The organism is Neisseria sp. RH3002v2f (assembly GCF_014596375.1).
In the GTDB taxonomy this organism is placed as follows: Bacteria; Pseudomonadota; Gammaproteobacteria; order Burkholderiales; family Neisseriaceae; genus Neisseria; species Neisseria cinerea.
Genome location: NZ_MAYZ01000021.1, coordinates 13,863 through 40,575, shown reverse-complemented (window position 1 = coordinate 40,575; position 26,713 = coordinate 13,863). Strand labels below are relative to the sequence as shown.

General features: G+C 52.9%; 24 protein-coding genes and 1 tRNA gene. 11 read left to right on the top strand and 14 right to left on the bottom strand.

The window, feature by feature from the left end:
* Nucleotides 1-17 precede the first annotated feature (17 nt).
* Entirely contained in the window at nucleotides 18-1,238 is a 1,221-nt protein-coding gene (locus BBW69_RS05340; RefSeq protein WP_107959833.1) for a YihY family inner membrane protein, read from the bottom strand.
* Nucleotides 1,239-1,336: 98 nt separating this feature from the next.
* Here BBW69_RS05340 and wrbA point away from each other — a divergent pair, with 98 nt between their 5' ends.
* The 6 genes from wrbA (at nucleotide 1,337) to BBW69_RS05310 (ending at nucleotide 4,819) form a co-directional block, all read left to right on the top strand.
* Entirely contained in the window at nucleotides 1,337-1,939 is a 603-nt protein-coding gene (wrbA, locus tag BBW69_RS05335; protein WP_188210659.1) for an NAD(P)H:quinone oxidoreductase, read from the top strand.
* Between the two features lie 126 nt (nucleotides 1,940-2,065).
* A complete protein-coding gene (gene queC / locus BBW69_RS05330; RefSeq protein ID WP_188210658.1) occupies nucleotides 2,066-2,725 on the top strand; it encodes a 7-cyano-7-deazaguanine synthase QueC in 660 nt (219 codons plus the stop codon).
* A 32-nt stretch (nucleotides 2,726-2,757) separates the two neighbouring features.
* Nucleotides 2,758-3,276: a DUF1543 domain-containing protein gene (locus BBW69_RS05325; RefSeq protein ID WP_188210657.1), complete on the top strand. Its 519-nt coding sequence runs from the start codon at nucleotides 2,758-2,760 to the stop codon at nucleotides 3,274-3,276.
* A 10-nt stretch (nucleotides 3,277-3,286) separates the two neighbouring features.
* The gene (gene queD / locus BBW69_RS05320) at nucleotides 3,287-3,721 is read left to right on the top strand and encodes a 6-carboxytetrahydropterin synthase QueD (protein ID WP_188210656.1); all 435 of its coding nucleotides are present in this window, start codon (nucleotides 3,287-3,289) and stop codon (nucleotides 3,719-3,721) included.
* Between the two features lie 91 nt (nucleotides 3,722-3,812).
* Entirely contained in the window at nucleotides 3,813-4,184 is a 372-nt protein-coding gene (locus BBW69_RS05315) for a DUF1304 domain-containing protein (protein ID WP_188210655.1), read from the top strand.
* The gene (locus tag BBW69_RS05310; protein WP_188210654.1) at nucleotides 4,181-4,819 is read left to right on the top strand and encodes a 7-carboxy-7-deazaguanine synthase QueE; all 639 of its coding nucleotides are present in this window, start codon (nucleotides 4,181-4,183) and stop codon (nucleotides 4,817-4,819) included. The genes BBW69_RS05315 and BBW69_RS05310 overlap by 4 nt, the downstream gene beginning before the upstream one ends.
* A gap of 332 nt (nucleotides 4,820-5,151) precedes the next feature.
* Here the strand turns inward: BBW69_RS05310 and BBW69_RS05305 are convergent.
* From BBW69_RS05305 to BBW69_RS05280, 6 genes are all read right to left on the bottom strand, one after another.
* Nucleotides 5,152-5,228: transfer RNA gene (locus BBW69_RS05305), tRNA-Pro, on the bottom strand.
* Between the two features lie 81 nt (nucleotides 5,229-5,309).
* Complete coding sequence (gene nagZ, locus BBW69_RS05300) at nucleotides 5,310-6,395, bottom strand: beta-N-acetylhexosaminidase (RefSeq protein ID WP_188210653.1); 1,086 nt, start codon at nucleotides 6,393-6,395, stop codon at nucleotides 5,310-5,312.
* A gap of 55 nt (nucleotides 6,396-6,450) precedes the next feature.
* The gene (locus BBW69_RS05295) at nucleotides 6,451-7,971 is read right to left on the bottom strand and encodes a Na+/H+ antiporter NhaC family protein (RefSeq protein ID WP_188210652.1); all 1,521 of its coding nucleotides are present in this window, start codon (nucleotides 7,969-7,971) and stop codon (nucleotides 6,451-6,453) included.
* A gap of 200 nt (nucleotides 7,972-8,171) precedes the next feature.
* Entirely contained in the window at nucleotides 8,172-9,671 is a 1,500-nt protein-coding gene (locus tag BBW69_RS05290) for a DegQ family serine endoprotease (RefSeq protein WP_188210651.1), read from the bottom strand.
* 137 nt (nucleotides 9,672-9,808) lie between these two features.
* Entirely contained in the window at nucleotides 9,809-10,438 is a 630-nt protein-coding gene (gene nth / locus BBW69_RS05285; RefSeq protein WP_003676295.1) for an endonuclease III, read from the bottom strand.
* 45 nt (nucleotides 10,439-10,483) lie between these two features.
* A complete protein-coding gene (locus tag BBW69_RS05280; protein WP_188210650.1) occupies nucleotides 10,484-10,897 on the bottom strand; it encodes a YqaA family protein in 414 nt (137 codons plus the stop codon).
* Nucleotides 10,898-11,099: 202 nt separating this feature from the next.
* On the opposite strand from BBW69_RS05280, the gene BBW69_RS05275 reads away from it, so the two are divergent.
* Together BBW69_RS05275 and nhaC are read left to right on the top strand one after the other, a co-directional pair.
* A complete protein-coding gene (locus BBW69_RS05275; RefSeq protein WP_107859384.1) occupies nucleotides 11,100-12,323 on the top strand; it encodes a sugar MFS transporter in 1,224 nt (407 codons plus the stop codon).
* A gap of 323 nt (nucleotides 12,324-12,646) precedes the next feature.
* Entirely contained in the window at nucleotides 12,647-14,026 is a 1,380-nt protein-coding gene (nhaC, locus tag BBW69_RS05270) for a Na+/H+ antiporter NhaC (protein ID WP_003676288.1), read from the top strand.
* Between the two features lie 65 nt (nucleotides 14,027-14,091).
* Here the strand turns inward: nhaC and BBW69_RS05265 are convergent, their stop codons facing one another.
* Entirely contained in the window at nucleotides 14,092-14,916 is an 825-nt protein-coding gene (locus BBW69_RS05265; protein WP_188210649.1) for an HlyC/CorC family transporter, read from the bottom strand.
* Between the two features lies 1 nt (nucleotide 14,917).
* Nucleotides 14,918-15,433 (bottom strand): rRNA maturation RNase YbeY, encoded by a 516-nt coding sequence (gene ybeY, locus BBW69_RS05260; protein WP_188210648.1) that lies wholly within the window; start codon nucleotides 15,431-15,433, stop codon nucleotides 14,918-14,920.
* Nucleotides 15,434-15,551: 118 nt separating this feature from the next.
* Here ybeY and hemC point away from each other — a divergent pair, with 118 nt between their 5' ends.
* Entirely contained in the window at nucleotides 15,552-16,487 is a 936-nt protein-coding gene (hemC, locus tag BBW69_RS05255) for a hydroxymethylbilane synthase (RefSeq protein WP_188210647.1), read from the top strand.
* An 85-nt stretch (nucleotides 16,488-16,572) separates the two neighbouring features.
* On the opposite strand, the gene BBW69_RS05250 is transcribed toward hemC, so the two are convergent.
* Both BBW69_RS05250 and BBW69_RS05245 read right to left on the bottom strand, forming a co-directional pair.
* Entirely contained in the window at nucleotides 16,573-17,766 is a 1,194-nt protein-coding gene (locus BBW69_RS05250) for an amino acid aminotransferase (protein ID WP_108043379.1), read from the bottom strand.
* Between the two features lie 83 nt (nucleotides 17,767-17,849).
* Nucleotides 17,850-18,347 carry a DMP19 family protein gene (locus BBW69_RS05245; RefSeq protein WP_108043378.1) on the bottom strand — a complete coding sequence of 166 codons (498 nt, stop codon included), beginning with the start codon at nucleotides 18,345-18,347 and terminating at the stop codon, nucleotides 17,850-17,852.
* A 115-nt stretch (nucleotides 18,348-18,462) separates the two neighbouring features.
* On the opposite strand from BBW69_RS05245, the gene BBW69_RS05240 reads away from it, so the two are divergent.
* Nucleotides 18,463-18,666 carry a zinc-finger domain-containing protein gene (locus tag BBW69_RS05240; protein WP_039854179.1) on the top strand — a complete coding sequence of 68 codons (204 nt, stop codon included), beginning with the start codon at nucleotides 18,463-18,465 and terminating at the stop codon, nucleotides 18,664-18,666.
* A gap of 69 nt (nucleotides 18,667-18,735) precedes the next feature.
* On the opposite strand, the gene BBW69_RS05235 is transcribed toward BBW69_RS05240, so the two are convergent.
* From BBW69_RS05235 to BBW69_RS05225, 3 genes are all read right to left on the bottom strand, one after another.
* On the bottom strand, nucleotides 18,736-20,322 hold the full coding sequence (locus BBW69_RS05235) for an L-lactate permease (RefSeq protein WP_003676273.1): 1,587 nt from the start codon (nucleotides 20,320-20,322) through the stop codon (nucleotides 18,736-18,738).
* 243 nt (nucleotides 20,323-20,565) lie between these two features.
* Entirely contained in the window at nucleotides 20,566-21,288 is a 723-nt protein-coding gene (gene lpxH / locus BBW69_RS05230; RefSeq protein ID WP_107859376.1) for a UDP-2,3-diacylglucosamine diphosphatase, read from the bottom strand.
* 209 nt (nucleotides 21,289-21,497) lie between these two features.
* Nucleotides 21,498-22,967 carry a transferrin-binding protein-like solute binding protein gene (locus tag BBW69_RS05225; RefSeq protein WP_188210646.1) on the bottom strand — a complete coding sequence of 490 codons (1,470 nt, stop codon included), beginning with the start codon at nucleotides 22,965-22,967 and terminating at the stop codon, nucleotides 21,498-21,500.
* A gap of 260 nt (nucleotides 22,968-23,227) precedes the next feature.
* Between BBW69_RS05225 and smc the strand changes: the two genes are divergently transcribed.
* On the top strand, nucleotides 23,228-26,713 hold the full coding sequence (gene smc / locus BBW69_RS05220) for a chromosome segregation protein SMC (RefSeq protein ID WP_188210645.1): 3,486 nt from the start codon (nucleotides 23,228-23,230) through the stop codon (nucleotides 26,711-26,713).

Genomic DNA, 26,713 nt, shown 5'->3' with positions numbered 1-26,713 from the left:
TTCAAAAATACTCAAGACTACTGCCGTTTTTTCGCCTGAGCATCAAACTCCGCCAGCGTCATGTTCAAAGTCTGCAAACACGGCGTCATTACCGCATCGACAGCTTGGTTCACATGATCCCTTTCCACAGGCAACGGGCGGTACACGAAGAGCTTGAAGAGTTCGCTCAACTCAATCGAATCCGCCCCCGTTTTCAAAACCCAGCCCTGTCTGCCGGAATAGATATAGCCGTACCGCGCCAGCTTTTCCAGAAGCTCGCCCAACTCGTCGTAGCCCATATTGATATGCCGTCTGAACTCCTGAACGGACAGGGTTCGGCCTTCTTTTTGCGCCGCATCCAGAAGCAGCAGGATTTTCAACACATCGTCAAACCGTCCGCGCGAGTCGAACCCCCTGCGGAAGGCCTCGCCCTGCCAATAAGACAGCGACGAAGTCAGCACCGCGCCGCCCAACAACATTGTCCACAGCAGGTTTAACCAAAGCAGGAAAAACGGCACGGCGGCAAATGCGCCGTAAATCGAGCGGTAGCCGTCGAAATTGCCCATATACCAGGTGAACAGGAAACGCGCCGTCTCCAGGCAGAATGCTGTAATCAAAGCCCCGACAAACGCCTGCCGGGCGGGCACGAAGCGGTTGGGCACGAAGCGGTACAGCCCCCACAACAAGACGGTCATGAAAGCCAGCCTTGCCGCCGTCTTTAATGCGTCCGTCCATTGTTGCGCACCGGAGGAGAGTACGGAGTCTTGAACCGATCCGACCATAAAGGAAATGCCCACACCCAGAGACAAAGGCCCGAAAGTCAGCAACGCCCAATAAACGAGGAACTGCATCATCCAGGGGCGTTGCGTGTTAACCCGCCAGATGCGGTTGAACGCATTGTCTATCGTCCGAATCAGCATCAGCGAGGTTACGACCAGCATCACGCTGCCGATGGCGGTCAGCCGGTTTGCCTGATCGCGGAATGCGTCGATATAGTCGAACACCATATCTGCGCCCTGCGGCACAATGGTTTGGTTGACGAAGGAGACGAACGAATCCGACCAGCGGTCAAACACGGGGAAAATCGAAGCGACCGCGATCATTACGGTCAGTACGGGGACGAGTGCCAGCAGTGTCGTAAACGTCATGCTCGCCGCTGCCTGCGGTACGCGCTCTTCACTGAAACGGCGGACGACGAACCATGCAAACGCACAGATTTTATTGTCCGCCAAACCTTGCCAACGTTGTAAAAAGGTCATAATCTCTTACCAGATTTCATGTTTTCAAACTGTTTCAGACGGCATCTGGACAACCGTTATGCCGTCTGAACGCCAAACTATTTTAACGGAATCCGCCCATGAACCCAAATCCCCTCAAAATCCTCGTCCTCTACTACTCCCAAAACGGCAGCACCCTCAACCTTGCCCGCCAAATCGCACGCGGCATCGAAAGCGTCGCAGGCTGCGAAGCCGTATTGCGCACCGTCCCCAAAGTCTCTACCGTCTGCGAAGCCGTAGAAAAAGACATCCCCGACAGCGGTGCGCCCTACGTCACCGCCGAAGACCTCAAAACCTGCGCCGCCCTCGCCCTAGGCAGTCCCACCCGCTTCGGCAACATGGCGGCCGCCATGAAATACTTCATCGACGGCACCATCCCCCTGTGGCTCGGCGCAGAACTCGCCGGCAAACCCGCCACCGTCTTCACCAGCACCGCCTCCCTGCACGGCGGACAAGAAACCACGCTGCTTACCATGATGCTCCCCCTCCTACACCACGGCATGATTATCAGCGGCATCCCCTACACCGAATCTGCCCTCGGCAATACCCGAAGCGGTGGTACCCCTTACGGCGCGTCCCACGTTGCCGGACATGACGGCAAACCCGTCCTGACCGCAGAAGAAAACGACATTGCCTTCGCACAAGGCAGACGGCTTGCGGAGCTTGCCGTCAAGTTGGCCTAAACAGCCTCCTTTCAGACGGCATGAGGAATGATGCCGTCTGAAAGCGTTTGCCTGTATAATCCGCATCTTTGCCTTTCCGCATTCGCGGTTCGAAAACCTCCCGCGTTACCAAAACTAGGATTCAGTATGTCAAACCAACAAGCCTTGGTCATCTTTTCGGGCGGCCAAGATTCCACTACCTGCCTGATTCAGGCGATTCAAACCTACGGGCGCGAAAACGTCCAAGCCATCACTTTCCAATACGGGCAACGCCACGCCGTCGAGCTGGAACGCGCCCGCTGGATTGCGCAGGATTTGGGCGTCAAACAAACCGTACTCGACTTGAGCCTGATGCGGCAGATTACGCACAATGCCCTGATGGACGAAGCCGCCGCCATCGAAACTGCCGAAAACGGCGTTCCGAATACCTTTGTAGACGGCCGCAACGCGCTTTTCCTGCTCTACGCCGCGATTTACGCCAAAGGGCAGGGGATACGGCACATCATCGCGGGCGTGTGCGAAACCGACTTCTCCGGCTATCCCGACTGCCGCGACGTGTTCGTCAAATCCATGAACGTTACCCTTAATCTGGCGATGGACTATGATTTCCAAATCCACACGCCGCTGATGTACCTGACCAAGGCACAAACTTGGGCGTTGGCGGATGAAATGGGCGCGCTGGACTACATCCGCGAGCAGACCCACACCTGCTACAACGGCATCGTCGGCGGCTGCCACGAATGCCCGAGCTGCGTGTTACGCGAGCGCGGATTGGCGGAATATTTGGAGAGTAAAAAGGCCGTCTGAAAATACAACCATCATCCGATACAAGCCTTATCATGCCCAAACTTTATATGTTCTATCTCGGCGGTAACGCAGGCCGCTCCAATATCGAAGTGCACGACATCCAATTTGCCGTGTGCGACGACTACCGCGAAGCCATCCCCGCACTCAAAGCCGCATGGTTCGGCGATGCGGACAAAATCCACATCGACGGCTGGCAGATTGTCGAATGGGCGGATGGTTACGATGTCTACGTACGGGAGGCGGGAGAACATACCGCAATGCCGTCTGAACACGCCCCGCACCTGTATTTTGTCAATGTCGGCGGCTATCGCGCGGGTCAGCTTGCAGAAGCGCACGCTTTCGGACTGTTCGTCGCCGCTACGCCTGTCGAAGCCAAACAAAAAGCCCTGCGAACCCTGTTGACCGACCATGTTCAGCAACATAAAGACAACTTAAAAGACGTGGACAACCTGCTTGCGCTCGACCGCATCGGCAATCACACCATCCGCCTGACCCCGAATCCGCATGGCAAGCCTGCCGAAATCGGCTTTCAGGGCTATTTACCGATTTAAATTACCCACCATGAAAATTACCAAGATATTCACCTTCGACTCTTCACACATGCTCGACGGGCATGACGGCAAATGCCAAAACCTGCACGGGCATACTTACAAACTCGAAATCACCGTTTCAGACGGCATCGTCAGGGGCGGGCCGAAAGATGGTATGGTAATGGATTTCACCGACCTCAAAGCCATTGTGAAACAATATATTACCGACCCTTTCGACCATGCGTTTATCTACCACGGCGATAACGGTCGTGAATGCCAAATCGCCGCGCTCTTGGAGGGCTGGAACATGAAAACCCTGCGCCTGCCCTGCCGCACCACTGCCGAAAATATGGCGATCGAAATGTACGACCGTTTGAAAAACGCAGGGCTGAACGTGTGCAGCGTGAAATTGTGGGAAACACCGACATCGTGTGCTGAGTATGAAGGACGGTGTGGGGCATTCTGATTTGAATCTGCAGTAAAATGTTTTTTTCGCTTGGATTCTCCGTTCTTCAGACGGCATTCCATCTCAAACGTACCCATTAAAAGGAACAGCTATGAAACTCCTCTCCACCCTCTTAGTCCTCCTTGTCGCCGTCGAACATTTCTACATTGCCTGGCTTGAAATGACACAGATTCCCAGCGAAAAAGCGGCGGAAACGTTCAAGCTGCCTTATGAATTTATGGAACAAAAGCGCGTGCAGACCCTGTTTGGCAACCAAGGGCTGTATAACGGCTTTCTCGGCATCGGGCTGGTGTGGTCGCGGTTTGCCGTGCCGGACAATGCCGTTTACGGCGCAACGATTCTGTTTCTCGGTTTCATATTGATTGCCGCCGCATGGGGAGCGTTCTCTTCCGGCAACAAAGGCATACTCGTCAAACAAGGCCTGCCCGCGATGCTGGCAGCCGCTGCGGTATTGGCGGTATGAAAAAAATCAACGTTGCCCCCGAAAATCCGCAATACCGCATCGTTGAAATTTTCGAGAGCCTGCAAGGCGAGGGCTGGAATACAGGCATGCCTGCTGTTTTCGTCCGCTTGGGCAAATGCAACCTCGCCTGCGGCTGGTGTGATACCGATTATTTGACATTTGACATGACGAGCCTGTCCGACATCTTAGGCCGTCTGAAAACCTACACCGCTCGCAATATCATCATCACCGGCGGCGAGCCGACCATACAGCCGCATCTCGATACGCTGCTCGACGCGCTCAAGGCAGAAGGCTATTTCCTCTGTCTCGAAACCAACGGCCTCAAGCCCGCACCGCCGCAAATCGACTATGTGGCCACCAGCCCCAAAGCCTGTTATGCCGACAAATATGAAAATAGCTGCATCGCCGAAGCCGACGAAGTACGCATCGTGGCGGATGGCGATGTCGTTGCGTTTTGCAAAAACATGGAACACAAAATCCGCGCGCGTCGTTACTACCTTTCGCCCTGTGAGCAAGATGGCGTGATGAACATCTACGACACCATCCGCCAAATTGGTATTTTAAACAGCCGCCCCGACGCATCCGTGCATTGGCAGTTGAGCGTGCAGACGCATAAATGGGCGGGGATAGAGTAGTTTATGCAGTGCAACTCAAGGGGTCGGCTTACCGTTTTGCCGATGTTTGACATATGGGAAGTGTACCGCTTCCGCGTGAAATTGCCGACATTTCCGCTACCTAATTGGTTTGGAACCTTACTGAATAAGATGCCGTCGTTGAGTACAAGCCCGGCTTCCTAAATTCCGATAGTCTTTTGAATCTTGCCGATACCCTTTGTCAGTGCACGCAAATAGCAGGGTTAGGGAAAACGAAATGCCGTCTGAAACAGAATGCTGTTTCAGACGGCATTTTTCTGTTGACGCCAAAAGGAAAAACCGCCTCGGCAATGGATGCCGAGGCGGTTTGGATTTGGTCGGAATGAGAGGATTCGAACCTCCGACCCCTTCGTCCCGAACGAAGTGCGCTACCGGGCTGCGCTACATTCCGAATTAATTGGAACGGGATTATAACGTAAAAAGAGCGGCATGCCTATATTTGTTTTGCCTGTTTGCCGCGTATCGGACGAATTTAAAAGGCTTCCCCGACTTTCACGCCGCCTGCCGTGTCTTGCGGCGAAGTCAAACGGGAGGTCAAGGCTTGTGCCGCTTGGAAATCCGCTGTCTGCATAACGGCTTGTGCTGCCTCATGGCCGAGCGAGTTTTCCATGTATTGCCAACGTCCGGCTAAATCCGGGTTGTCGGGAATGGTGAAACCGTCGCGCAATTCATCGACCAAGTCGGGACGGTTGCAGACCAATATGATGTCGCAACCTGCTTCAAACGACAGTCGGGCGCGTTCTTTGATACCGCCGGCTCCGCACGCGCCTTCCATGGTCAAATCGTCAGAGAAAATCACGCCTTTGAATCCGATATCGCGGCGCAAAATTTGTTTGAGCCAGATTTCGGAAAACCCTGCGGGCTTTGTGTCCACTTGTGGATAAACGACGTGGGCAGGCATAACCGCCGCCATACCTTCCCGGCTCATGCCGCGGAAGGGGATAAGGTCGGCGGTTTCGAGTTCGGACAGGCTGCGCCTGTCTTCCGGCAAGACCAGATGGCTGTCTCCTTCGACAAATCCGTGTCCGGGAAAATGTTTGCCGCATGATTTCATGCCGCCTTTTTCCAAACCTTTTTGAAGGGCGAGGGCAAGGCGGGTTACGGCTTCGGGGTTACGGTGGAAACTGCGGTTGCCGATGACGGGACAGTTTCCCCAGTCCAAATCCAAGACAGGAGTGAAGGACAAGTCGATGCCGCAGGCGGAAAGCTCGGTTGCCAAAACCCAGCCTATCTGTCGGGCTGCGGTTTCGGCGGCAGATGCGCTTTCGCTGTCCCAAATTTGCCCTAAGACGTTCATTGCGGGCAAGCGGGTAAATCCTTCGATAAACCGTTGAACCCTGCCGCCTTCGTGATCGACGGCAATAATAAGCCCGGGTGTGCGAAGTGCTTTGATTTCGGCGGTAAGTTCTTTGAGCTGTACGATATTTTGGAAGTTGCGGCGGAACAGGATGACTCCGCCGACGGCGGGATCGAGAAGGCGTTGCTTTTCCTCTTCGGTCAGGCGGAAGGTGGCAATGTCGGCCATTACGGGGCCGCGCGGAATATGGGGAACAGTCATTTTGGTTTGCTCCAAAAAGCTTCAGACGGCATATACCGTCTGAAAAAGGGGAAAATCAGGCGATGGTGCGTTTTTTATCTTTCAACATGAAAATAAGCACGGCCAATACAATACCTGTCGCGCCAAAGCCGAGCAGCGCGGATTTGGTCATGCCCAAAACAAGATAACCGGCCGCTGCCGCACCCGCTACGGTCAGGGCATAGGGCAGTTGCGAGGTAACGTGGTCGATATGGTTGCAGCGCGCGCCGGTGGAAGACAGGATGGTCGTGTCGGAGATGGGCGAACAGTGGTCGCCGCATACCGCCCCAGCCATTACTGCGGACATGCACGGGATAATCAGCGTGGGATCGACTTTGACCGCCATTGCCGCGGCAATCGGCAGCATGATGCCGAATGTTCCCCAGCTTGTGCCGGTGGCAAACGCCATTACGCTGGCAAGCAGGAAAAGGATGACGGGCAAAAAGCCGGGATGAATGCTGTCGGCAACCAGCGTGGAGAGGTAGTCGCCGGTGTGCATTTCACTGACGACGGTGCTGATGAGCCAGGCGAGAATCAGGATGGTAATCGCGCCCGACATGGAAAGCATACCCTGCCAAACGGCTTTGGGATAATCGGTTGCTTTAATTGTGCCGGGCGTGCAGAGGACGACGGCAAGCACGCCGCAGATGCCGCCGAAGACCAGGGAAGTGTTCACGTCCGTATTTTCAAACGCACCCAAAATGCTGAAGGTTTCGCTTGCCTTCGCGCCGGTATAAATCATGGCGGATACGGTGGAGGCGATTAAGACCAAAACGGGAATAATCAATGCGTAAACCCTGCCCCTGCTGCCGTCTGAAACGGTGGTTTCATCATGGGTTTCGTTCAAAGCGGCCTGTTCGAAACGTGCCATCGAGCCGATATCGAAGGAGAACCAGGAGACGACGAATACCATAATCAGGGCAAACAGCGCGTAATAGTTCATCAGGCTCATGGCAACAAATGTCCCCATCGGCGTGTATTCGGTAATTTTGTAGGTAACGAGCAATCCGGCAAGTGTCGCGATAATCGACGCGCCCCAACTTGAAACGGGCATCAGTACGCACATGGGTGCGGCGGTAGAGTCGAGGATGTAGGCGAGTTTGGCTCGGGAAACTTTGAATTTGTCGGTAACGGGGCGGGCAATCGCGCCGACGGCGAGGCTGTGGAAGTAGTCGTCGATGAAGGTAACGAATACGAGGCAGGCGGTCAGCATTTTTGCGCCGCGCCGGCCTTTGATGTGCTGTTTCGCCCAGTCGGCAAAAGCCTGATTGCTGCCGGAGAAGGTCAGCAGGGAAGTGAAGATGCCTAAGAGAAGCAGGAAAATCAGGATCTTAGGCTTGCCCAGCGACCAATCACCGTCTGCCCATGTCAGTCCGACCACCATATCTTTCAAGTGAATCAGGCCGTTTACGGGGTTGCCGCCGACCAGGAAGGCGACCCCGACCAAAATGCCTATGCTTAACGACAGCAGTACGCGTCGGGTAATGACGGCAAGTGCGAGTGCCAAAAAGGGTGGCACAACCGAGAAAAATGAATTTGAATAGTCAATCAGCTGCATGGTTTGTGAGGTGTAAGCGTCCGGATGGGGCGGTTTCTGTCCGCAACGGTTCGGATTTTGTTGGCAAAATGGGCGAAAGTATTTTCTGTTCCGGAAAATACTTATTTGAAATCAATCAACTGTTTTCTTGAAAATGCCCGTTAATCAGTGTTGACGGGCATTTTATCATCTAAAAAAATATTTTGGTCAAATTATATGGGTTATTGCAGGGTTAATGCGATGAACAGGGTGTTGCCCTGACGCATAACCAGAAGGGGGATGTTTTTCCCCGCTTTGTCCAGTGCATTGCGGAAACCGGTTTCGTCATTGACCGGGATTTGTCCAACGGCGAGGATTTCGTCGCCGCGCCGCAAGCCTGCGCGTTGTGCCGCCCCCGAAACCCGAACGACGATAAGCCGTCCGCCGTTGCCGTCTGTATCGGTTTGCAGGGTAACGCCGGCAGATTCGATTGAGAACGTACCGGATTGGTGTCCGGCATAAGGAGTTTTATCCGGTAGGGATGACGAGCCGAGTTGTTCGGAAGCATTGCCCAGTTTGATTTTGACTGTGATTTCTTCGCCTTTGCGCCATACGCCGAGGCTGGCTTCCTTACCGGGCATGATGGAGCCTACCATGACGGGAAGGTCGCCGGAAGAACGTATTTCTTCTCCGTTGAGGCTGCGTATGATGTCGCCTGCCTGCAAGCCTGCACGTTCTGCGGGGCTGCCGGGAAGGATTTTGGCAATCAATGCGCCGCTGGCTTTATCCAGACCGAACGACTGTGCCAAACCGTAGGATACTTCCTGAATGATGACGCCCAGTTGCCCGCGTTGGACTTTGCCGGTGTTTTTCAGTTGTTCGGCAACATTCATGGCAACGTCGATGGGGATGGCAAAGGAGATGCCCATGAATCCGCCGCTGCGGCTGTATATTTGCGAATTGATGCCGACGACCTGTCCTTTCAGGTTGAATAGCGGTCCGCCGGAATTACCCGGATTGATGGCGACATCGGTTTGGATGAAGGGTGTATAGCTTTCATTGGGCAGGCTGCGGCCTTTGGCGGAGACGATGCCGGAGGTAACGCTGTTGTCGAAGCCGAAGGGTGCGCCGATGGCGGCTACCCATTCGCCGGGTTTCAAATCTTTGGGATTGCCGATTTTGACGACTGGGAGGTCTTCCGTGGCGTCTATTTTTAAAAGCGCCACGTCGGATTGGACATCCGAGCCGATGAGTTTGGCAGTATATTCGCGTTTGTCGTTGAGCAGGACTTTGATGCTGCCCATGCCGGTAACGACGTGCGTATTGGTCAGAATATAGCCGTCTTTGCTGATGATGAAGCCGGAGCCGAAGTTTAATCCGCCGTCATCTGCTTCTTCTTGGGGGATTTCGGGCATATTCGGGACGAGGCGTTTGAAAAATTCGTAAAAGGGATCGTTGTCGGCAATCGGGTCGGAATCGTTTTCGGCGCTGCGTCCGCCGTTTTCGGTACTCGGGGTGGGTGCCGCCTGAATGTTGACGACTGCCGGACCTTCGCTTTGCACCAATTGGGCAAAGTCGGGCAGCAGCATGCTGACGCTGCCGTCGTCTTTGGTGTGTTCGATGCGTTCTACGAAGGATGCTTCTTTTTTGTCCGCACCGAAAAAGCTGCCGGCTTTGTCGCAGCCTGCCAATGCGGCGGCGCACAGGGTTGCCAAAGCGAAGTATTTGTATTTTTTGAACACGTTTCGTCCTTTGTTTCGTACCGATATTGACTTCAATGCCGTCTGAAACGCACGTTGTCGGTTTCAGACGGCATGGAGTGAAATTTTACAACGTTTGTCTGAATTTTCAAGCATTTCATTATTAAAAGGGAGACCCGTCAGGATTTGGCGGGATATTCGCACAGGTCATTGATGATGCAGGTTTGGCATTGCGGCTTTAAAGCCTTACAGGTGTAGCGTCCGTGCAAAATCAGCCAGTGGTGCGCGTCCATCAGAAATTCTTTAGGAATGAAGCGCATCAGTTTGTCTTCGACTTCGCGAACGTCTTTTCCGGGTGCGATTTTGGTTCGGTTGGACACGCGGAAAATATGCGTATCGACCGCCATGACGGGATGGCCGAACGCCGTGTTCAATACGACGTTTGCCGTTTTGCGCCCCACGCCCGGCAATGATTCCAAAGCCTCGCGGTCTTCCGGCACTTCGCCGTTGTATTTTTCCAGCAGGATGCGGCAGGTCTGCATGATGTGTTTGGACTTGGTTTTATACAACCCGATGGTTTTCGTGTATTCCATCACACCGTCCAAACCCAAATCCAGCATCGCCTGCGGCGTATCGGCAACCGGAAACAGCTTTGCCGTCGCTTTGTTTACGCCGACGTCGGTTGCCTGTGCCGACAGTAAAACGGCGATTAAAAGCTCGAAAGGGGAGTTGAAGTTGAGTTCGGTGGTCGGATGGGGGTTGGCGGCGCGGAAGCGTTCGAAAATTTCTTGGCGGATGTGTCTGTTCATTTTTTTATACGGTAGGTTTGTGCGTTCGGCATTATAACGTATGGTTCAGGCGGAGTAGTATTGTATCCCCCACAGGATAAAGGCGTAACGTGCCATTTTGCCGGCTATCAGCATCAGCCCGCCCGTCCAAGGGTTCAGACGCAGCCAGCCGGCGGCAAGCGGCAGTGCGTCGCCGATGACGGGCAGCCAGGCAAACGCAAGCAGCCATACGCTGTAACGCTTCATTATCCTGATTGTTTTTTCAGACGGCATTTTTCGGGAAGGCAGCAAACGCCCCATCCAATAGGAAACCATACTGCCCAGTCCGTTGGCAAGGCCGGCGCACAGCAACGCGCCGTATGCGTGTTCGGAAAAGCGGTGGACGAACAGGACGAAGGCGGCTTCAGATGTACCAGGCAGGAGGGTGGCAGAGGTAAAGGCAGAAAAGGCAAGCGCGGCGTAGGCGTAAAAAACGGTCATAAAACGGTTTGTATGAAATGAAAACGAAGGTTAGGGCATGCGGCGGCATGCATGCGGCGATAACGGCGGGTGCCGCCTGATACGGATATGCCGACGGCTTGCAAATTTGTGAAATGTCAGTATGATTCACGCCGCCGTGAAGGAATGTCAACCCCCGTTGTCCGAACCGTGCGGTATATCACGATAAAATGAAAGGCAAATCATGTCTGCGCAATCACAAAACAATCATACGTCCCCATTGGTCGTCTTGACCACGTTGTTTTTCATGATGGGTTTCATTACCTGCATGAACGACATACTTATCCCTCATTTGAAGGAGATTTTCGACCTGACTTATGTTCAGGCGATGCTGATTCAATTCTGTTTCTTTACCGCCTATGCGGTGATGTCCATCCCTATGGGTATGCTGGTGGGCAAAATCGGTTATAAAAACGGCGTTATCGGCGGCTTTCTGCTGACGGCGGCAGGATGCCTGTTGTTTTATCCTGCAGCAGGCAGCCATTCGTATGCGGTATTTTTGGGTGCGCTGTTCATTTTGGCTTCGGGCGTTACGCTGTTGCAGGTTGCCGGTAATCCTTATGTCACCCTGCTGGCGAAACCGGGTAAGGAATCGGCAACGCTGACGCTGGTTCAGGCATTTAATTCCCTGGGTACGACCATTGCGCCGCAAATCGGTGCGTTCCTGATTTTGGCGGATGCAACTAAGGCGGCAGACAGGGCGGAACAGATTTCCTCCGTACAGATTCCTTATTTGGGACTGGCGGGTTTGCTCATTATCCTTGCCGTATTCGTGAAAATGATCCGGCTGCCCGATGCGCGCAAGATTGCCGCCGATGAGGGCGCGCAAAACCATGACGGTAAAACCAGTGTGTGGCAGTACAAACATTTGGCTTTCGGGGCGGCAGGCATTTTCTGCTATGTCGGCGCGGAGGTGTCTATCGGTTCGCTGATGGTTAATGTGTTGGGTTATCTGAAAGGGCTGAACCATGCTTCCGCCGCCCATTATCTGTCGTTTTATTGGGGCGGCGCGATGGTCGGTCGGTTCCTCGGTTCGGCTGTAATGGCGAAATTCGCCCCCAACCGTTATTTGGCGTTCAATGCCTTGTCAGCGGTTGCGTTGCTGATTGCGGCCATGGCGGCCGGTCAGGGGAATGCTGATGTTTCCATGTGGGCGCTGCTTGCCGTCGGTTTCTTCAATTCTATTATGTTTCCGACGATTTTTTCTTTGGCGACCAAAGGATTGGGCAGGTTTACCAATGCTGCTTCCGGCGTATTGTGTACCGCGATTGTCGGCGGCGCGATTGTCCCTGTCGTGCAGGGCTGGGTTGCAGATAATTATAGTTTGATGTTTTCGTTTATTGTTTCCGTTGTCTGTTACCTTTATATCGCATTTTTTGCGGTGTACGGATATAAGGCGAGAGCATAATCCTTTTCTTGGAGGATGCCGTCTGAAGAAAATCTTTCAGACGGCATTTTTGCGTACAGACGTTTCTGCGGTACATTTGTTTATTATTCGGCAATTACGGCAGATGATGCAGTGTACTGATGTTATTTAAAAAGGCATATTATTTTAAAACTTACTTAATAAAAAAATTATATTTCAAAAAATCGAATTATTTTTGATGAAGTAGCCGTTCTATTTCCGTTGTACTTTTTCAAAACGCTAAAAAGCCTTCTTGGGAATACCGGGTCGTTACGGTATCTTGTGTTAGAATCTGTTAAATTTTATATCAATTCAGGCAAAGAACAATGTTTGCTTTCAAATCATTACTCAATATGCCGCGAGGTGAGGCGCTCGCTGTCGTCGTCGCATTGATTGCCGCGATGGGTTACACGATTATTTCCTTGGAATGGCTGCCCCATATGTCCATTATCGCCTCCATCATCGTTTTGGTGTTGTACGGGCTGGCGCGCGGATTAAAATACGACGATATGCAAAAAGGGATGATTGGGGCACTGAATCAGGGTATGGGGGCGATTTACCTGTTTTTCTTCATTGGGCTGATGGTCAGCTCGCTGATGATGAGCGGCGCGATTCCCACACTGATGTATTACGGTTTCGGGCTGATTTCTCCGACCTATTTTTATTTTTCTGCCTTTGCACTGTGTTCCGTTATCGGCGTGTCCATCGGCAGCAGCCTGACTACCTGCGCTACGGTCGGCGTTGCCTTTATGGGGATGGCGGCGGCGTTTCATGCCGATATGGCGATGACGGCGGGCGCGATTGTTTCGGGCGCATTTTTTGGCGACAAAATGTCCCCACTGTCGGATACGACGGGCATCTCTGCCTCTATTGTCGGTATCGACCTGTTTGAACACATTAAAAACATGATGTACACCACTATTCCGGCATGGCTGATCAGTGCGGCACTGATGCTTTGGCTTTTGCCGAATGTCGCGGCACATGATATGAACAGTGTCGAATCTTTCCGCAGCCAGCTTGAAGCAACGGGGCTGGTTCATACCTATTCGCTGATTCCGTTCGTACTTTTGGTCGTACTGGCAATGATGCGTACCAATGCCGTGATTGCCATGCTGTTTACCGTCATTGTTGCCGTTGCGGTAACTTATCTGCACAGTACGCCCGATCTGCGTCAGCTTGGTTCATGGTTTTACGGTGGCTACAAACTTGAAGGCGAAGCGTTTAAAGATGTTGCCAAACTGATTTCGCGCGGTGGCTTGGAGAGCATGTTCTTTACGCAGACCATCGTTATCCTCGGTATGAGTTTGGGCGGATTGTTGTTTGCGCTCGGTGTGATTCCTTCCCTGCTGGAGGCCATCCGTACCTTCTTGACGAATGCCGGACGCGCCACATTCAGCGTCGCCATGACTTCGGTCGGGGTCAATTTCCTGATTGGAGAGCAATATTTGAGTATTTTGTTGTCGGGTGAAACGTTCAAACCTGTTTACGATAAGCTCGGCCTGCATTCGCGCAACCTGTCGCGGACTCTGGAAGATGCGGGGACGGTGATTAACCCACTCGTACCGTGGAGCGTGTGCGGCGTATTTATCAGCCATGCGCTGGGTGTGCCGGTCTGGGAATATCTGCCTTATGCCTTTTTCTGTTATTTGAGCTTGGTGTTGACCCTGTTATTCGGTTGGACGGGTCTGACCTTGAGCAGGAAGTAGCCGGTTAGGGAAATGCCGTCTGAAACCGTATCGGGTTCAGACGGCATTTGTTTTATGGGCAAACTTTATTTTACGCGTGTTGCCATCAGCGTATGCAGGCGGCGGTTGTCGGCGCGTGCGACGGTAAATTGCAGGCCGCCGATGATGACTTTTTCGCCGCGTACGGGCAGGTGTCCCAACTCTTGAATGACCAGGCCGCCGATGGTGTCGGCTTCTTCGCTGCTGTATTCCGTGCCGAAGAAGGTGTTGATGTCTTCGATTTCGGTAGCCGCGTGGATGCGCCAGCGTTCGGAAGAAACGGCGTGGATATTGTCGGCGCTGTCGTCTTCGTCAAACTCGTCTTCGATTTCGCCGACGATTTGCTCGATGATGTCTTCAAAGGTTACCAGGCCGGATGTGCCGCCGTATTCGTCGATGACAATAGCCATGTGGTTGCGCTGTTCACGGAACTCTTTTAAAAGGGCGGTCAAAGATTTGCCTTCGGGCACGAAAACAGCAGGGCGCAAGACGGATTTCAGGTGGAACTGCTCGGGGTTGAACATATATTTGAGCAGGTCTTTGGCGTGCAAAATACCCAAAACTTCGTCTTTGTCTTCGCCGATGACGGGGAAACGCGAATGGGCGGTTTCGATGACGTAGGCCGTGATGCGCTCGATGCTGTCGTTCTCTTTCAATACGTTCATGCGGCTGCGCGTAATCATGGCATCGCGCACTTCCAGCTCTGCAAAGTCCAATACTTTTTCCAGCCGGGTCAGTGTGTCGGCATCAAAAACTTCCTGCCCGTGCGCTTGGCGAAGCAGGGTCAATACGTCTTCGGCGGAGTCGGGCTCACCGGCAAGTCGGGAGATTAGGCGTTCGAAAAACTTGGGTTTCGACTGCGTACCGTCCATTTTAATATTCGTCCTCTTGATAGGGGTTGGGGAAGCCTGACGCCAGCATCAGGCGGATTTCTTCGGCTTCCATTATTTCGGCTTCATCGTCTTCGATGTGGTTGTAGCCCATCAGGTGTAAAGTACCGTGTATGGTCAGGTGGGCAAAATGCTGCTCGGGTGTTTTGCCTTGTTCGGCAGCTTCTTTCAAAACCACTTGCGGACAAATCACCAAATCGCCATACAGGCCGTCTGAAAACTGGTCGGGCAGGATTTCGCCCTCGTTGAGCGCGAAACTCAATACATTGGTGGCGTAATCTTTGCCGCGGTAGTCGCGGTTGTAGGCGCGGGCTTTTTCTTCGTCCAGAAGAATCAGGCTGATGTCTGCGCGGCGGTATTCGTTTTTCAAGGCAGACCACGCCCAGCGGTAAAAATCGCGTTCGCTCGGAAGGTTGGCGGCGGAAGAGGCGTTTTCAAAGTTCAGATGAAAACGTTGCTGCTGTAAGGATAAAAAAGGATATTGTTTGGCGCGTTTCATGTTGTTCGGAAAATTTGGTTTTTGGGCGTAAATATAACATATTCACCCTCATGCCGTCTGAAAAAACGCCCAAAATATGATAGACTTCATGCCGTTTTCCATCTTTCAGGCAACCATTATGAACCCGAAAAAACTCGTTATCGCCAGTCGCGAAAGCCTGCTTGCCATGTGGCAGGCAAAGCATATCCAAGGCCGTCTGAAAGCCCTGTATCCCGATTGCGAAGTCGAGATTTTGGGCATGACCACGCGCGGCGACCAGATTTTGGACAGAACTTTGTCAAAAGTCGGCGGTAAAGGCTTGTTTGTCAAGGAGTTGGAACAGGCTTTGTATGACGGTCGAGCCGACTTGGCCGTGCATTCGATTAAAGATGTGCCGATGGATTTGCCTGAAGGTTTCGCGCTTGCGGCCATCGGCGAACGCGCCAATCCGTTTGACGCGTTTGTGTCCAACCAATACGCGCGTTTGGAAGAAATGCCCAAAGGCGCCGTCGTAGGCACATCCAGCCTGCGCCGCGAAGCCCAGTTGCGTGCGCGCTATCCGCATTTGGTTATCAAACCTTTGCGCGGCAATGTGCAAACCCGTTTGTCTAAACTCGATAACGGTGAATACGACGCAATTATCTTGGCTGCCGCCGGTTTGCAGCGTCTGGAATTGGATGAACGCATCCGCATGATTTTGTCGGAATCCGACAGCCTGCCTGCCGCCGGACAAGGCGCATTGGGTATTGAAATTGCAGTGCACCGCGAAGATTTGTACGAAGTCTTAAAGCCGTTGAACCACAATACCACACACGCCTGCGTGACTGCCGAACGCGCTTTGGCGCGCGCTTTGGGCGGAAGCTGCCAAGTGCCGCTGTCCGCATATTGCACGGAAGAAAACGGCTTGCTGACCTTGCGCGGCTTGGTCGGACACCCCGACGGTTCGGTCATTTTGCAGGCGGACGCGCAAGCACCTGCCGAATACGCCGACGCGCTCGGACGCGCAGTCGCTAAGAAATTGGCGGACGACGGTGCGCGGGAATTGATTGAGGCGGTATTGCAGGAACAGGTCTGAACCTGCTTTGCAATCTGACGGGATGAAACAATTATGCCGTCTGAACCTGTAAGGTTCAGACGGCATTTTCATATGGCTGCGCTTTTTACAGTACTTTTACGATGCTTTCGCACAGATAATCGATGTTGTCGTCGGTAATGCCGGCGACGTTGATGCGGCCGGAACGGACGGCATAAATGGCAAACTCGTTTTTCAAACGGTCAACTTGTTCGGGAGTCAAGCCGCTGAAAGAGAACATGCCGTTTTGTTCGATAATGAAATCAAAGTCTTGGGTTGCGCCTTTGGCTTTGAGCAACTCAACAAATTTTTGGCGCATGGCTTTGATACGGCCGCGCATTTCATCGAGTTCGGCAATCCATTGTGCTTTCAAATCATCATTTTTTAACACCAGCGCAATGGTGTTCGCACCGTGTGAAGCCGGATTGGAATACAAGGTACGGATGATGGTTTTGACTTGGCTGTGGGCGCGGGCGGCGGTTGCTTCGTCTTCGGCCACCAAAGTGAACGCGCCGACGCGCTCGTTGTACATACCGAAGTTTTTGGAATAAGAGCTGGCAATCAGCAATTCTGTATTGTGTTTCAAGAACACGCGCAAGCCGTAGGCATCTTCTTCCAAACCATTGCCGAAACCTTGGTAGGCAAAGTCAAACAGCGGCAACCAGCCTTTTTCGGCAGAAAGTTTTGCCAGAGTTTCCCATTGTTCGGGCGTAGGGTCGATGCCGGTAGGGTTGTGGCAGCAGCCGTGCAGCAGGACGATGTCGCCTTTTTGCGCTTGGCTCAAGTCTTCAATCATGCCGTCCCAATCCAAACCGTGTTTGGTGGCATCATAGTAACGATAAGGTTTGTCTTGGATACCGACCGCTTTGGCGATGGCGTTGTGGTTTGGCCAAGTCGGATTGGAAATCCAGATGGTTTGCGTGTTCAACTGGCGTTTGACAAATTCGGCCGCAATGCGCAATGCACCTGTACCGCCAAGGCTTTGCGCTGTTTTGGCACGACGGCTAGCGATGATTTCGTGGTCTTTACCAAACAGCAGAATTTGGGTTTGCTCGTTGTAATCGGCAACGCCGTCGATAGTCAGGTAGTTTTTAGTTGTCTCGCTTTCCAACAGGCGTTTTTCAGCCTCTTTGACGGCTTTGACAATGGGTGTCGCGCCGGATGCGTCTTTGTACACGCCGATGCCGAGGTTGACTTTTTCAGGGCGGGTTTCGGCTTTGAATGCTTCGCCCAAACCGAGAATCGGATCAGCGGGGGCGGCTTCGATGTGCTTGAAGAACATGTGTGGCTCCTTAATGGGGACGGAAGATAAATTGAGATTTTGCCGATTTTACGCTGTTTTATATGTGCTGGAAACAGCCGTGCCTATACCCGCCCGATATGGGCGAAGGTTTCCCAGTTTGATCGTATATGTTCGGCAACCAAGGGTAAATCTTGTTCGGCGGCTTCGTAATATTCCGCATCCCATTCTTCAAAATCAGGGAAGAGTTTGCGCAGGGAAAGGATGTCCCGCCCTTCGTCGGCAAGCGATTCGATGGTGCTGCCGTGTTTTTCGTAGAGGCTTTTGGCTTTGTCGATGATTTTGGGCGTAATTTTGATTCTCCAGCGGCGGAGGCTGTCGGCAAGCGGGTTGCGGAAAATATATTCGCCGTAACCGGATGCGATGAGTTGCACGAAGCCGCCTTCCTCAACCTGGCTGTCGAGGTAGCAGTATGCGGTCAGTGTGTGTTGTTCGTCGGAAAGGGAGGAGAGGGTTTCATCGCCGTTTTGCGCGGTGTATTCGAGGTAGGCGGAAACGAGAGTGTAGAGCAGGGCGGATGGCTCCTGTTGTTTGATGTTTTCAGGGAGGGTAAGCTCAATCATAGTATGCCGTCTGAAAAATGGGGATTATAACGGATTGCACCTTCGGGCCGGAAATATCCTTTATCTTGCCGATGGCGTAAAATAGACGTACACCAACCACGTGAAGGAAAATCGAATGGACAATCTTCATATACGCGAAATTACCGTATCCCCCGAAAACCTGCCCTTATGCTGTTCCGGTCCGGACAACGAGAAATGGAACGGGCATCCGAGAGTGTTCCTGCCGTTGAGGGAGGGTGAGTCCGGTAGTGTTTCCTGTCCATATTGCGGAACTCGGTACCGACTTGACGGAAAGATGCCGCATCATCATTACGCCTGAATGCAAACGGCGATAAAAATGCCGTCTGAAGCCTTTTCCAGTTTCAGACGGCATTTTATTTTGCTGTGGTTACATGAAGAAAATTATGGCCACTACGACTGCGATTACGCCGTAAATCGACATCGGTATGACGGTTTTCTTGATGATGGCACCTTCTGCATTGTTGACGTTCAATACGCTGCACACGGCGATGATGTTGTTAATGCAAACCATGTTACCCATTGCGCCGCCGACGGATTGCAGGGCGAGAATCAGGGTAACGGAGAGTCCGGTATCCAGTGCGATTTGCTGTTGAATCGGACCGAAGGTCAGGTTGGATACGGTATTGGAGCCGGAGAAGAATGCACCGATTGCACCGAGGTATGGTGAGAAGTAAACCCAGTGTTCGCCCGCCATTGCGGCAAACTCTTTACCGATGATTTTCACCATGGAGTTGTCGCCGCCAACCATCATCAGTTGAACCATAATCAGCGCACCCATCAGGGCAAGCAGCGGTTTTTTGGTTTGGTGGAAAGTGGCGGCATAAAATGCCCAGGCATCTTTGAATTTGGTCTTATACAGCAGGATGCAAATCCAGACGGTAAACACGAATGGAATCCATGCGGGAACGTAGAGGGTTTGGTAGGAGGCGTTTACGCCTTGACCGAAGATGTTGCCGAAGGTGATGGTCAGAGAGTCGCTGACGGTGATTTTGGACAAATCAAACGGCAGTTGGAAGCTGAACCACTCTTCTTTGCTGGTCAGCAGGCCTTTGATGCCGAGTTGTTTGATACGGGTAACGACCAGCATGCCGATAAGCATACCCAAAGGCATAAGTGCTTTGATGACTTGTGAAAAAGGCACTTTTTCGGCATCAGGGTCTTTGGCATGGTCTTTGCTCAAGCCCCAGCCTTTATTGGCTGCAAATACGGAAAACATCAGACCGATTGCACCGGCAACCAAAGAAGGAAATTCTTCGTTGACCATTGCCAATGCGACATAGGGAAGGGTACAGGAGAAAACGGCAATCGCAACAAAGCCGATATTTTTACGGATTTCCGCCCAAGGTACGATGAAGCTCAGGCCGATAACGGGAATGACGAAGCCTGCGAAGAAATGCATGATACCGGTCTGCATACCGATTTTCATAATATCCGCATGGGCGAGTTCCAAAGGGGCGAAGCCGAACCAGGTCGGCGTACCGACCGCGCCGAAGGATACGGGTACGGAGTTCATCACCAGTGTGAAAATGGCGACTTTTAGGGGGTTGAAGCCCAAACTCATCAGAATCGGCGCGGCAATCGCAGCAGGCGTACCGAAACCGGATGCGCCTTCAATCATAAAGGCAAAAGCCCAGCCGATAATCATCAGTTGGGCTACGGGATTGGGACTGATGGTCGCCAGCCATTTGCGGATGATATCGATACAGCCCGTGGTTTCCATCATACGGTTGAACATAATTGCGCCGAAAATAACGGTAATCGGTGTGAGTGTCGACACCAGGCCTGAGGCGGCGGTTGCGTTGAGCAGCATGGCGTTGTCGTTGAAATAAAACAGCTTGATGGCATAAATCAGCGCGGCGGTAATCGGCAGTGCGATGTAGGAGGGCATGCTGTTTTTCTTAACCATCAGCCAAATCAGCAGGACGATGGGGAAGATGCTGAGAAAGAGTGCCATAAATCAATCCTTGGGACGACGTTGCACCATGAGGTGCATTGGGGTTTAAAAAGGCAGTTGGATTCCGTACGGGTAACACCTAAATTGGTAATACCAATTTTACTGTAATGCTGCATACTGTACGTAATCTTATGTAAACGGTCAAGCATTTTATCGTGAGCGGTTAAGGAGGTTTGAGGAATGTCGGGCAGATTGTGTTTCGATGCAAAAATGCCGTCTGAAATATTGTTCAGACGGCATTTTTCAGCATCTTTCCAGAGGTACAAATACCGTGCCGTGTTTATCCGCGCGCAGAATCGAAGCATAGTTGTCATGCCAGTCGCCCAAAACGATGCGGGTAAAGCCGTTTTCATGATGAATATGCTCGCGGTGGGTATGCCCGTGTATCAGCCTTTCCGCATTAAAGGCGCGTACCTGTTGCGCGGTAAAGGAGGCGTTGACATCCATAATGTCGGCAGGCTTGACCTGTTTTCCCATTTTGCTGACACGCCTGATTTTGGCGGCAAGGCGGGTACGCCGCCGTAAGGGCAGCATCAGGAACAGTTTTTGCAGCCAATTCCAATGCACAGCCCTGCGGAAACGTTGGTATGCCTTGTCGTCGGTGCATAATGTGTCTCCGTGGCAAATCAGGGTGTTGCTGCCGAATAAATCTAAGACCGAGTAATCCGGCAGCAGCGTCATGCCCGCACGTCGGCAAAAATCCTGACCGATCAGGAAGTCGCGGTTGCCTCTGACGAAGAACACGGCAACGCCTTTGTCGGACAATTTCCTGATTTCCCGCGCAACCAAAGTATTCAATTTGGAAACTTCGTCATCCCCTATCCAGAAATCAAACAAGTCCCCCAAAATAAAAACGGACTGTGCTGATGCCGCAGAAGAAGAATTGAGGAAGCGGACGAACAGACCGGTCAACTCGGGGCTTTCTTCGCTCAAATGCAGGTCGGAAATGAAATAGACGGGTTTCATGGGTTATTTTCCAATCGGTCGGATCTTCAGGAGGATTATAACGCGGGCAGAAGCCTGTAATATGAATTTCGGCAATATTCTGGTTTGAAGTCTTCGTGTTTTCTTGTTACAGACGGCATGGGGCAGGTGAAGTAAGGAGCGGTTGCTTTTCTGTGTGCCGGACACAAAAAAACAGAGCCGCTGTGATGCGGCTCTGTTTTTGCAGGGGATTATTTGCGTTTCGCACCGTATCCGCCGAGGAAGTGGACGCTGCCGTCGGTATTTTTCAGACCATAGGTGCCGCCGATCTCTTCAGTATTCGGACCAAAGAATTTACCGCTCAGATTGCCTGACATTTTGCCGTCAGCAGAGGTAACTTTACCCAGGAACAGGTTGCTGTCTTTCCATGTTGCCGTACCTTTGAGGTCGTATTCCGAAGCGGCGTTAGAGACGCGTTGGTCGCCGGAAACGGCATTGATTTGGGAGCCGCTGGTTTCAAAGCGTACACCTTTCAAGCCGAAATCGACAATCGCCTTAACATTGGAAGACAGCTGGCGGTCGGCATTGCCGTCTGAAACCAGATAGGCGGTAGAGATACCCTTGTATGTTGCCGTACCTTTTTCCGGAATGGAGGCATATTCGGTTTCCTTACCGATACTTTGGAAACCGCGTAAAACTTCCGTACCTTTACGCGGGTCGACGTATGAGGCGAAAGTCTGGTAAGTCCAGCCTGCGGCTGCGGGGTCGTGGATAATGATTTTCGTACCGTCTTCAAATGCAAGGACATACGCACCGTCAAACTCGGGCATCATCAAACCATCTTTTGGTTTGATGTAGGCAATGGTGTCGATGACAGACTGTACATGTTGTTCAAGCCCTTTGCGGATGACGGTATATTCCTGGATTTCTTTTGCTACTTTGGTACGCTCCTCTTTCAATTCATTTAACTCTTTTTGTTTTGTTAATTTTTCAGTTGTAGAATTTTCTATTTGTTTGATTTGTTTCTCTAATTCTTTGTCATGTTTTTTCAGTTCGATAATTTTCGCGTCTAAAGAGGACTTGCCGAGCTCATATAACTCCTTCTCTCCTTCTATACCTTCGTTTAGGTTTGTTTTGGAAGAACCTTTTTTGTTAGAGGTATAGACAATGATTGATTTGCTGGGTTGGAAAGTAATATTGCTCGTACCGTTGTTGCTTGTCGCGCCCGCATTGATTTTGATTTCGTCGTTGGCATTGAAGTCCAGGGTATCGATCAGACCGTTTTGCTGTTCTTGCTGGTTGTCGGTTTGGAAAAGCTTGTTTTCCGCATTGCGTCTCAGCTGTACGTTCGGATTTTTTTGCTGCGCATCGGCGGATGAAATAAATTGGTTGGTTTTCGGCGTATCGATATGTGCTGCAGGAATCGGGTCGAGGTCTTCCAGTTTGCTCAAGTCGTTCGCGCTGTTGGTTTTCGGCGGTTGGTTGGTGTTGTTGCCGGTATTGTTATTGTTGGCATTGCCGTTATTGGTATCGCTGGTGTTCCCGCCATTGTTGTTGCTGTTGCCGGTGTTGCTTGAGTTGTTGCCGTTTTGATTGTCTTGGGAGATGGTCGTGGAATGGGTATTGGGGGTCGCCTGTTGTTTGGAACCGCAGGCAGACAGCATTGCCGCACCGACTGTAACCGCAGCAATCAGTTTGAGTTTTGAGGAAATCTGAGACATTGTTTACCCCTTGTAAATAAGTATTTGTATTAAGGACGAATCGGATGGAGAAATAAATATAACTATAATAATGAAAAGAAGAAAATTCAAGTTATATTTATGGGCGTACATTTGCCGGCGGCGGATCCGGCAGATATATTGCAAGGTTGGGGCATATTGTTTTTTAATGCGGTCCGAATAACGGATTCTGACGATTGGGTCTGCTGAAATGTTGTGATTTCCGTTAAAATACACCTTCTTTTCTGATTCGAAACATTGCCATGCGCCTAACCCACATCAAACTCTCCGGCTTCAAATCTTTTACCGACCCGACCACGATTCATGTTCCGGGGCAGCTTGTTGCGGTTATCGGGCCGAACGGCTGCGGCAAGTCGAATGTGATTGACGCGGTGCGCTGGGTGTTGGGCGAGGCTTCGGCGAAGCAGCTTCGCGGCGAGAGTATGCAGGACGTGATTTTTAACGGTGCGGCGACGCGCCGTCCTGCGCCGAGGGCTTCGGTGGAGCTGGTGTTTGACAACAGCGACCACAGTTTGCAGGGAGCGTGGGGGCAGTATGCTGAGGTGAGCATCAAGCGGCAGCTGACGCGTCAGGGTGAATCGACTTATTTCATCAACAATCAGACCGTGCGCCGCCGCGACATTACCGATTTGTTCTTGGGTACGGGCGTGGGCGCGCGCGGTTATGCCGTCATCGAGCAGGGGATGATTTCGCGCATCATCGAAGCGCGGCCGGAGGAGTTGCGCGCCTATATCGAGGAGGCGGCGGGCGTGTCCAAATATAAGGAACGCCGCAAGGAGACGGAAGGTCGTCTGAAAGACACGCGCGAGCATTTGCAGCGTTTGGGCGATTTGCAGAACGAATTGGCGCGTCAGGTGGAAAAGCTGGAGAAACAAGCGGAAACCGCCGAACGCTACAAATCCCTGACCGCGCAGCTGAACCAGCAACAGGATTTGCTCGATTACGCCCAATGGCAGCAATCGCTTGCCGCCGCCGACAAGGCGACCGCGCAGCATCAGTCTTTGCAGGCGCAGCAGGACGAAACCGCCGTGCAGGTTCAGGCGTTAAACGACGAAGTACACGCCTTGCAGACCGCCGAGCAGTCGCAACAGCAGGCAGTACACGAACTGAGCAACAAACGCGGCGTGTTGCGCGAGCAGATTGCCCGTTTGGAAGAACAAATCCGCCATCAGCAAAACCTGCACCAACGCATCGAACGCGACAAACAGGCGGCGCAGGCGCAGTTGCAGCGCATCCATCAGGAGCAGCAGCAAATCCGCGTGCAGCTTGAAGAAAACGAGTTGCAGACTGAAGAAAAGCAAACCGAGTTGGCGGAATGGGCGATGCAGGTTGCCGAACACGAAGAGCGTCTGCCCGAATTGGAAGAAGCCCAAGCCACGCTTAACGCCGCCTTCCAAACCCAGCAGGACGAGGCAAACCGCATCCGCCGCGAACTGGCGTTGAAGCAGCAGCAGCTTGCTCATGCCGAACAAACGATTGCCAAGTATGAAGAGCGTAAAGGCCGTTTGAAGCAGGAAAACCAAGCCCTGAACCTGCCCGACGAAGCCGAAACCGCTGCCGCGCAGGAAGCCGCCGCCTTGTTGCAAAGCCAGCAAGAGCATTACGAAGAACAAATCATTGCCGCCGAAGAAGCCTTACACGCCGCCCGCGAAGCGTTTCAGACGACCTCAAACCACTTCCAAGGTCTGAAGCAGCAACACATCACCTTGCAGGCGCAGCAGCAGGCGTTGTCGCAAATCCTGTCGCAACAGCAGGAAGCCGCCGACTTCTGGCAGGCAACCGACCACGCCGCCGCGCCGCAACTGTGGCAACACATCACCGCGCCCGCCGAGTGGCAGCACGCCCTGTCCGTCATCCTTGCCGAACGCCTGCACGCCCGCGCCGTGCCGCACGGCTTCGTGCCGCCCGCGCCGTTGCCGCAGGGGCAGGCGGCATGGCTTTCAGACGACCTCTCCGGCGGCATCAAAAAATCCCTGCCCGTACAGGCATTGCTGAACCAAATCCAAGCGCAGCCGCCGTTTCAGACGGCATTGCACCACTGGCTCGACGGCGTATTGTGCGCGCCCGATTTGAGCTACGCCCTCGCGCATCAAAGCGATTTGGGCGCACACCAAATCTGGCTCACACCCGAAGGCCATCAGGTCGATAAAGTCAGCGTCCTGCTCTATGCCAAGCCCGCGCAGGAAAGCTTGATTGCCCAAAAAGCGCGCCTCGACGGCATCGCTTCCGAACTGGAAAAACTCGCCCCCGAACTCTCTGCCGCCGAAGCTGCGTTTAAACAGGCGGAGGCTGCCGTGCGCTCGTCCGAAGTGAAACATAAAAACCTGATGCAGCAGCAACAGCAGCACACGCGCCAATACAGCCAAGCGCAGCAACGCGCTGCCGAACTTCTGGCGCGCACCAACCAAGGGCAAATCCGCCGCGAACACATCGAGCGCGAACTGGCGCAGTTGGCGGAAGAACAGACCGTGTTGCAACACACGTCCGACGGGCTTTCAGACGACATCGCCACTTTGCAGGAAGCCGCCGCCGAACTCGAACACCAGCAGCAAACCACCGCGCACAGCCGCCAAGAGCAGCAAGGCCGTCTGAAACAGGCGCAGCTTGCCCTGTTGGAAGCCAACCGCCAATACGGGCTGGCCGAAGTCGCCGTCCACAAACTCAACCAGCAAAAACAAAACTACCAGCAGCAAATCGCCCGACTTGAACAGCAAACCCTCGACTGGCAGGAACGCCAGCAAGAGCTTGCCCTTGCCTATGAAACCGAGTTCCAAAACGACGAGCAGCACATCAAGCTTGAAGAATTAAGCGAAGCCGTACAGACCTTGGATGAAGAATATATCGTCGTACAGGAGAAACTCGCGCAGATTCAGGAGCAGGGCAGGGAACAATACGCCCGCGTACAAACCCTGCAAGCCAAGCTGCCGCAGCTTCAGGCCGCCACCCAAACCGCCCTGTTGCAACAACAGGAAGCCCTGATTAACGCCAAACGCTACCATCAAAACCTGACCGAACGTGCCGCCGATTTGGACGCGCTCGAAGCGTTGGCGCAAGAATCGCCGAAAGTATTGAACAGCAGCATCGGCAGCCTCACCCAGCAAATCGAAGCCCTCGGCGCCGTCAACCTCGCCGCCCTACAAGAACTCGAAGAAGCGCGCAAACGCGACGGCTACTACCGCAGCCAGAGCGAAGACGTGCAGGCAGCCATTACCCTTTTGGAAGAAGCCATCGTCCAAATCGACGACAAAACCAAAGCGCGTTTCAAAGAAACCTTCGACGCCGTCAACGGCAAAGTCCAAACCTTCTTCCCCACCCTGTTCGGCGGCGGCGAAGCCACCCTCAAAATGATAGGCGACGATCTTCTGACCGCCGGCGCGTCCATCATGGCGCGTCCGCCCGGCAAGAAAAACAGCACCATCCACCTCCTCTCCGGCGGCGAAAAAGCCCTCACCGCCATGAGCCTCGTGTTCGCCCTGTTCAGCCTCAACCCCGCCCCCTTCTGCCTTCTGGACGAAGTCGATGCCCCGCTGGACGACGCCAACACCTCGCGTTTCTGCAACCTGGTCAAAGAAATGTCGGCGCAAACCCAGTTCCTCTACATTTCCCACAACCGCCTGACCATGGAAATGGCGGAACAGCTCATCGGCGTAACCATGCAGGAAAAAGGCGTCTCGCGCGTCGTCGCCGTGGACATCAAACAGGCGTTGGAAATGGCGGAATCCGTCTAA

Bases quoted from the DNA above. Each gene is read 5' to 3' on its own strand.
- BBW69_RS05325 (WP_188210657.1), top strand. From the start codon at position 2,758: ATGCCCAAACTTTATATGTTCTATCTCGGCGGTAACGCAGGCCGCTCC.
- smc (WP_188210645.1), top strand. From the start codon at position 23,228: ATGCGCCTAACCCACATCAAACTCTCCGGCTTCAAATCTTTTACCGAC.
- BBW69_RS05250 (WP_108043379.1), bottom strand. From the start codon at position 17,766: ATGTTCTTCAAGCACATCGAAGCCGCCCCCGCTGATCCGATTCTCGGT.
- queC (WP_188210658.1), top strand. From the start codon at position 2,066: ATGTCAAACCAACAAGCCTTGGTCATCTTTTCGGGCGGCCAAGATTCC.
- BBW69_RS05310 (WP_188210654.1), top strand. From the start codon at position 4,181: ATGAAAAAAATCAACGTTGCCCCCGAAAATCCGCAATACCGCATCGTT.
- BBW69_RS05295 (WP_188210652.1), bottom strand. From the start codon at position 7,971: ATGCAGCTGATTGACTATTCAAATTCATTTTTCTCGGTTGTGCCACCC.
- BBW69_RS05240 (WP_039854179.1), top strand. From the start codon at position 18,463: ATGGACAATCTTCATATACGCGAAATTACCGTATCCCCCGAAAACCTG.
- BBW69_RS05280 (WP_188210650.1), bottom strand. From the start codon at position 10,897: ATGACCGTTTTTTACGCCTACGCCGCGCTTGCCTTTTCTGCCTTTACC.
- nagZ (WP_188210653.1), bottom strand. From the start codon at position 6,395: ATGACTGTTCCCCATATTCCGCGCGGCCCCGTAATGGCCGACATTGCC.
- queD (WP_188210656.1), top strand. From the start codon at position 3,287: ATGAAAATTACCAAGATATTCACCTTCGACTCTTCACACATGCTCGAC.
- BBW69_RS05235 (WP_003676273.1), bottom strand. From the start codon at position 20,322: ATGGCACTCTTTCTCAGCATCTTCCCCATCGTCCTGCTGATTTGGCTG.
- BBW69_RS05225 (WP_188210646.1), bottom strand. From the start codon at position 22,967: ATGTCTCAGATTTCCTCAAAACTCAAACTGATTGCTGCGGTTACAGTC.
- hemC (WP_188210647.1), top strand. From the start codon at position 15,552: ATGAACCCGAAAAAACTCGTTATCGCCAGTCGCGAAAGCCTGCTTGCC.
- BBW69_RS05315 (WP_188210655.1), top strand. From the start codon at position 3,813: ATGAAACTCCTCTCCACCCTCTTAGTCCTCCTTGTCGCCGTCGAACAT.
- BBW69_RS05340 (WP_107959833.1), bottom strand. From the start codon at position 1,238: ATGACCTTTTTACAACGTTGGCAAGGTTTGGCGGACAATAAAATCTGT.
- BBW69_RS05265 (WP_188210649.1), bottom strand. From the start codon at position 14,916: ATGGACGGTACGCAGTCGAAACCCAAGTTTTTCGAACGCCTAATCTCC.
- BBW69_RS05245 (WP_108043378.1), bottom strand. From the start codon at position 18,347: ATGATTGAGCTTACCCTCCCTGAAAACATCAAACAACAGGAGCCATCC.
- nhaC (WP_003676288.1), top strand. From the start codon at position 12,647: ATGTTTGCTTTCAAATCATTACTCAATATGCCGCGAGGTGAGGCGCTC.
- ybeY (WP_188210648.1), bottom strand. From the start codon at position 15,433: ATGAAACGCGCCAAACAATATCCTTTTTTATCCTTACAGCAGCAACGT.
- wrbA (WP_188210659.1), top strand. From the start codon at position 1,337: ATGAACCCAAATCCCCTCAAAATCCTCGTCCTCTACTACTCCCAAAAC.
- lpxH (WP_107859376.1), bottom strand. From the start codon at position 21,288: ATGAAACCCGTCTATTTCATTTCCGACCTGCATTTGAGCGAAGAAAGC.
- BBW69_RS05275 (WP_107859384.1), top strand. From the start codon at position 11,100: ATGTCTGCGCAATCACAAAACAATCATACGTCCCCATTGGTCGTCTTG.
- nth (WP_003676295.1), bottom strand. From the start codon at position 10,438: ATGAACAGACACATCCGCCAAGAAATTTTCGAACGCTTCCGCGCCGCC.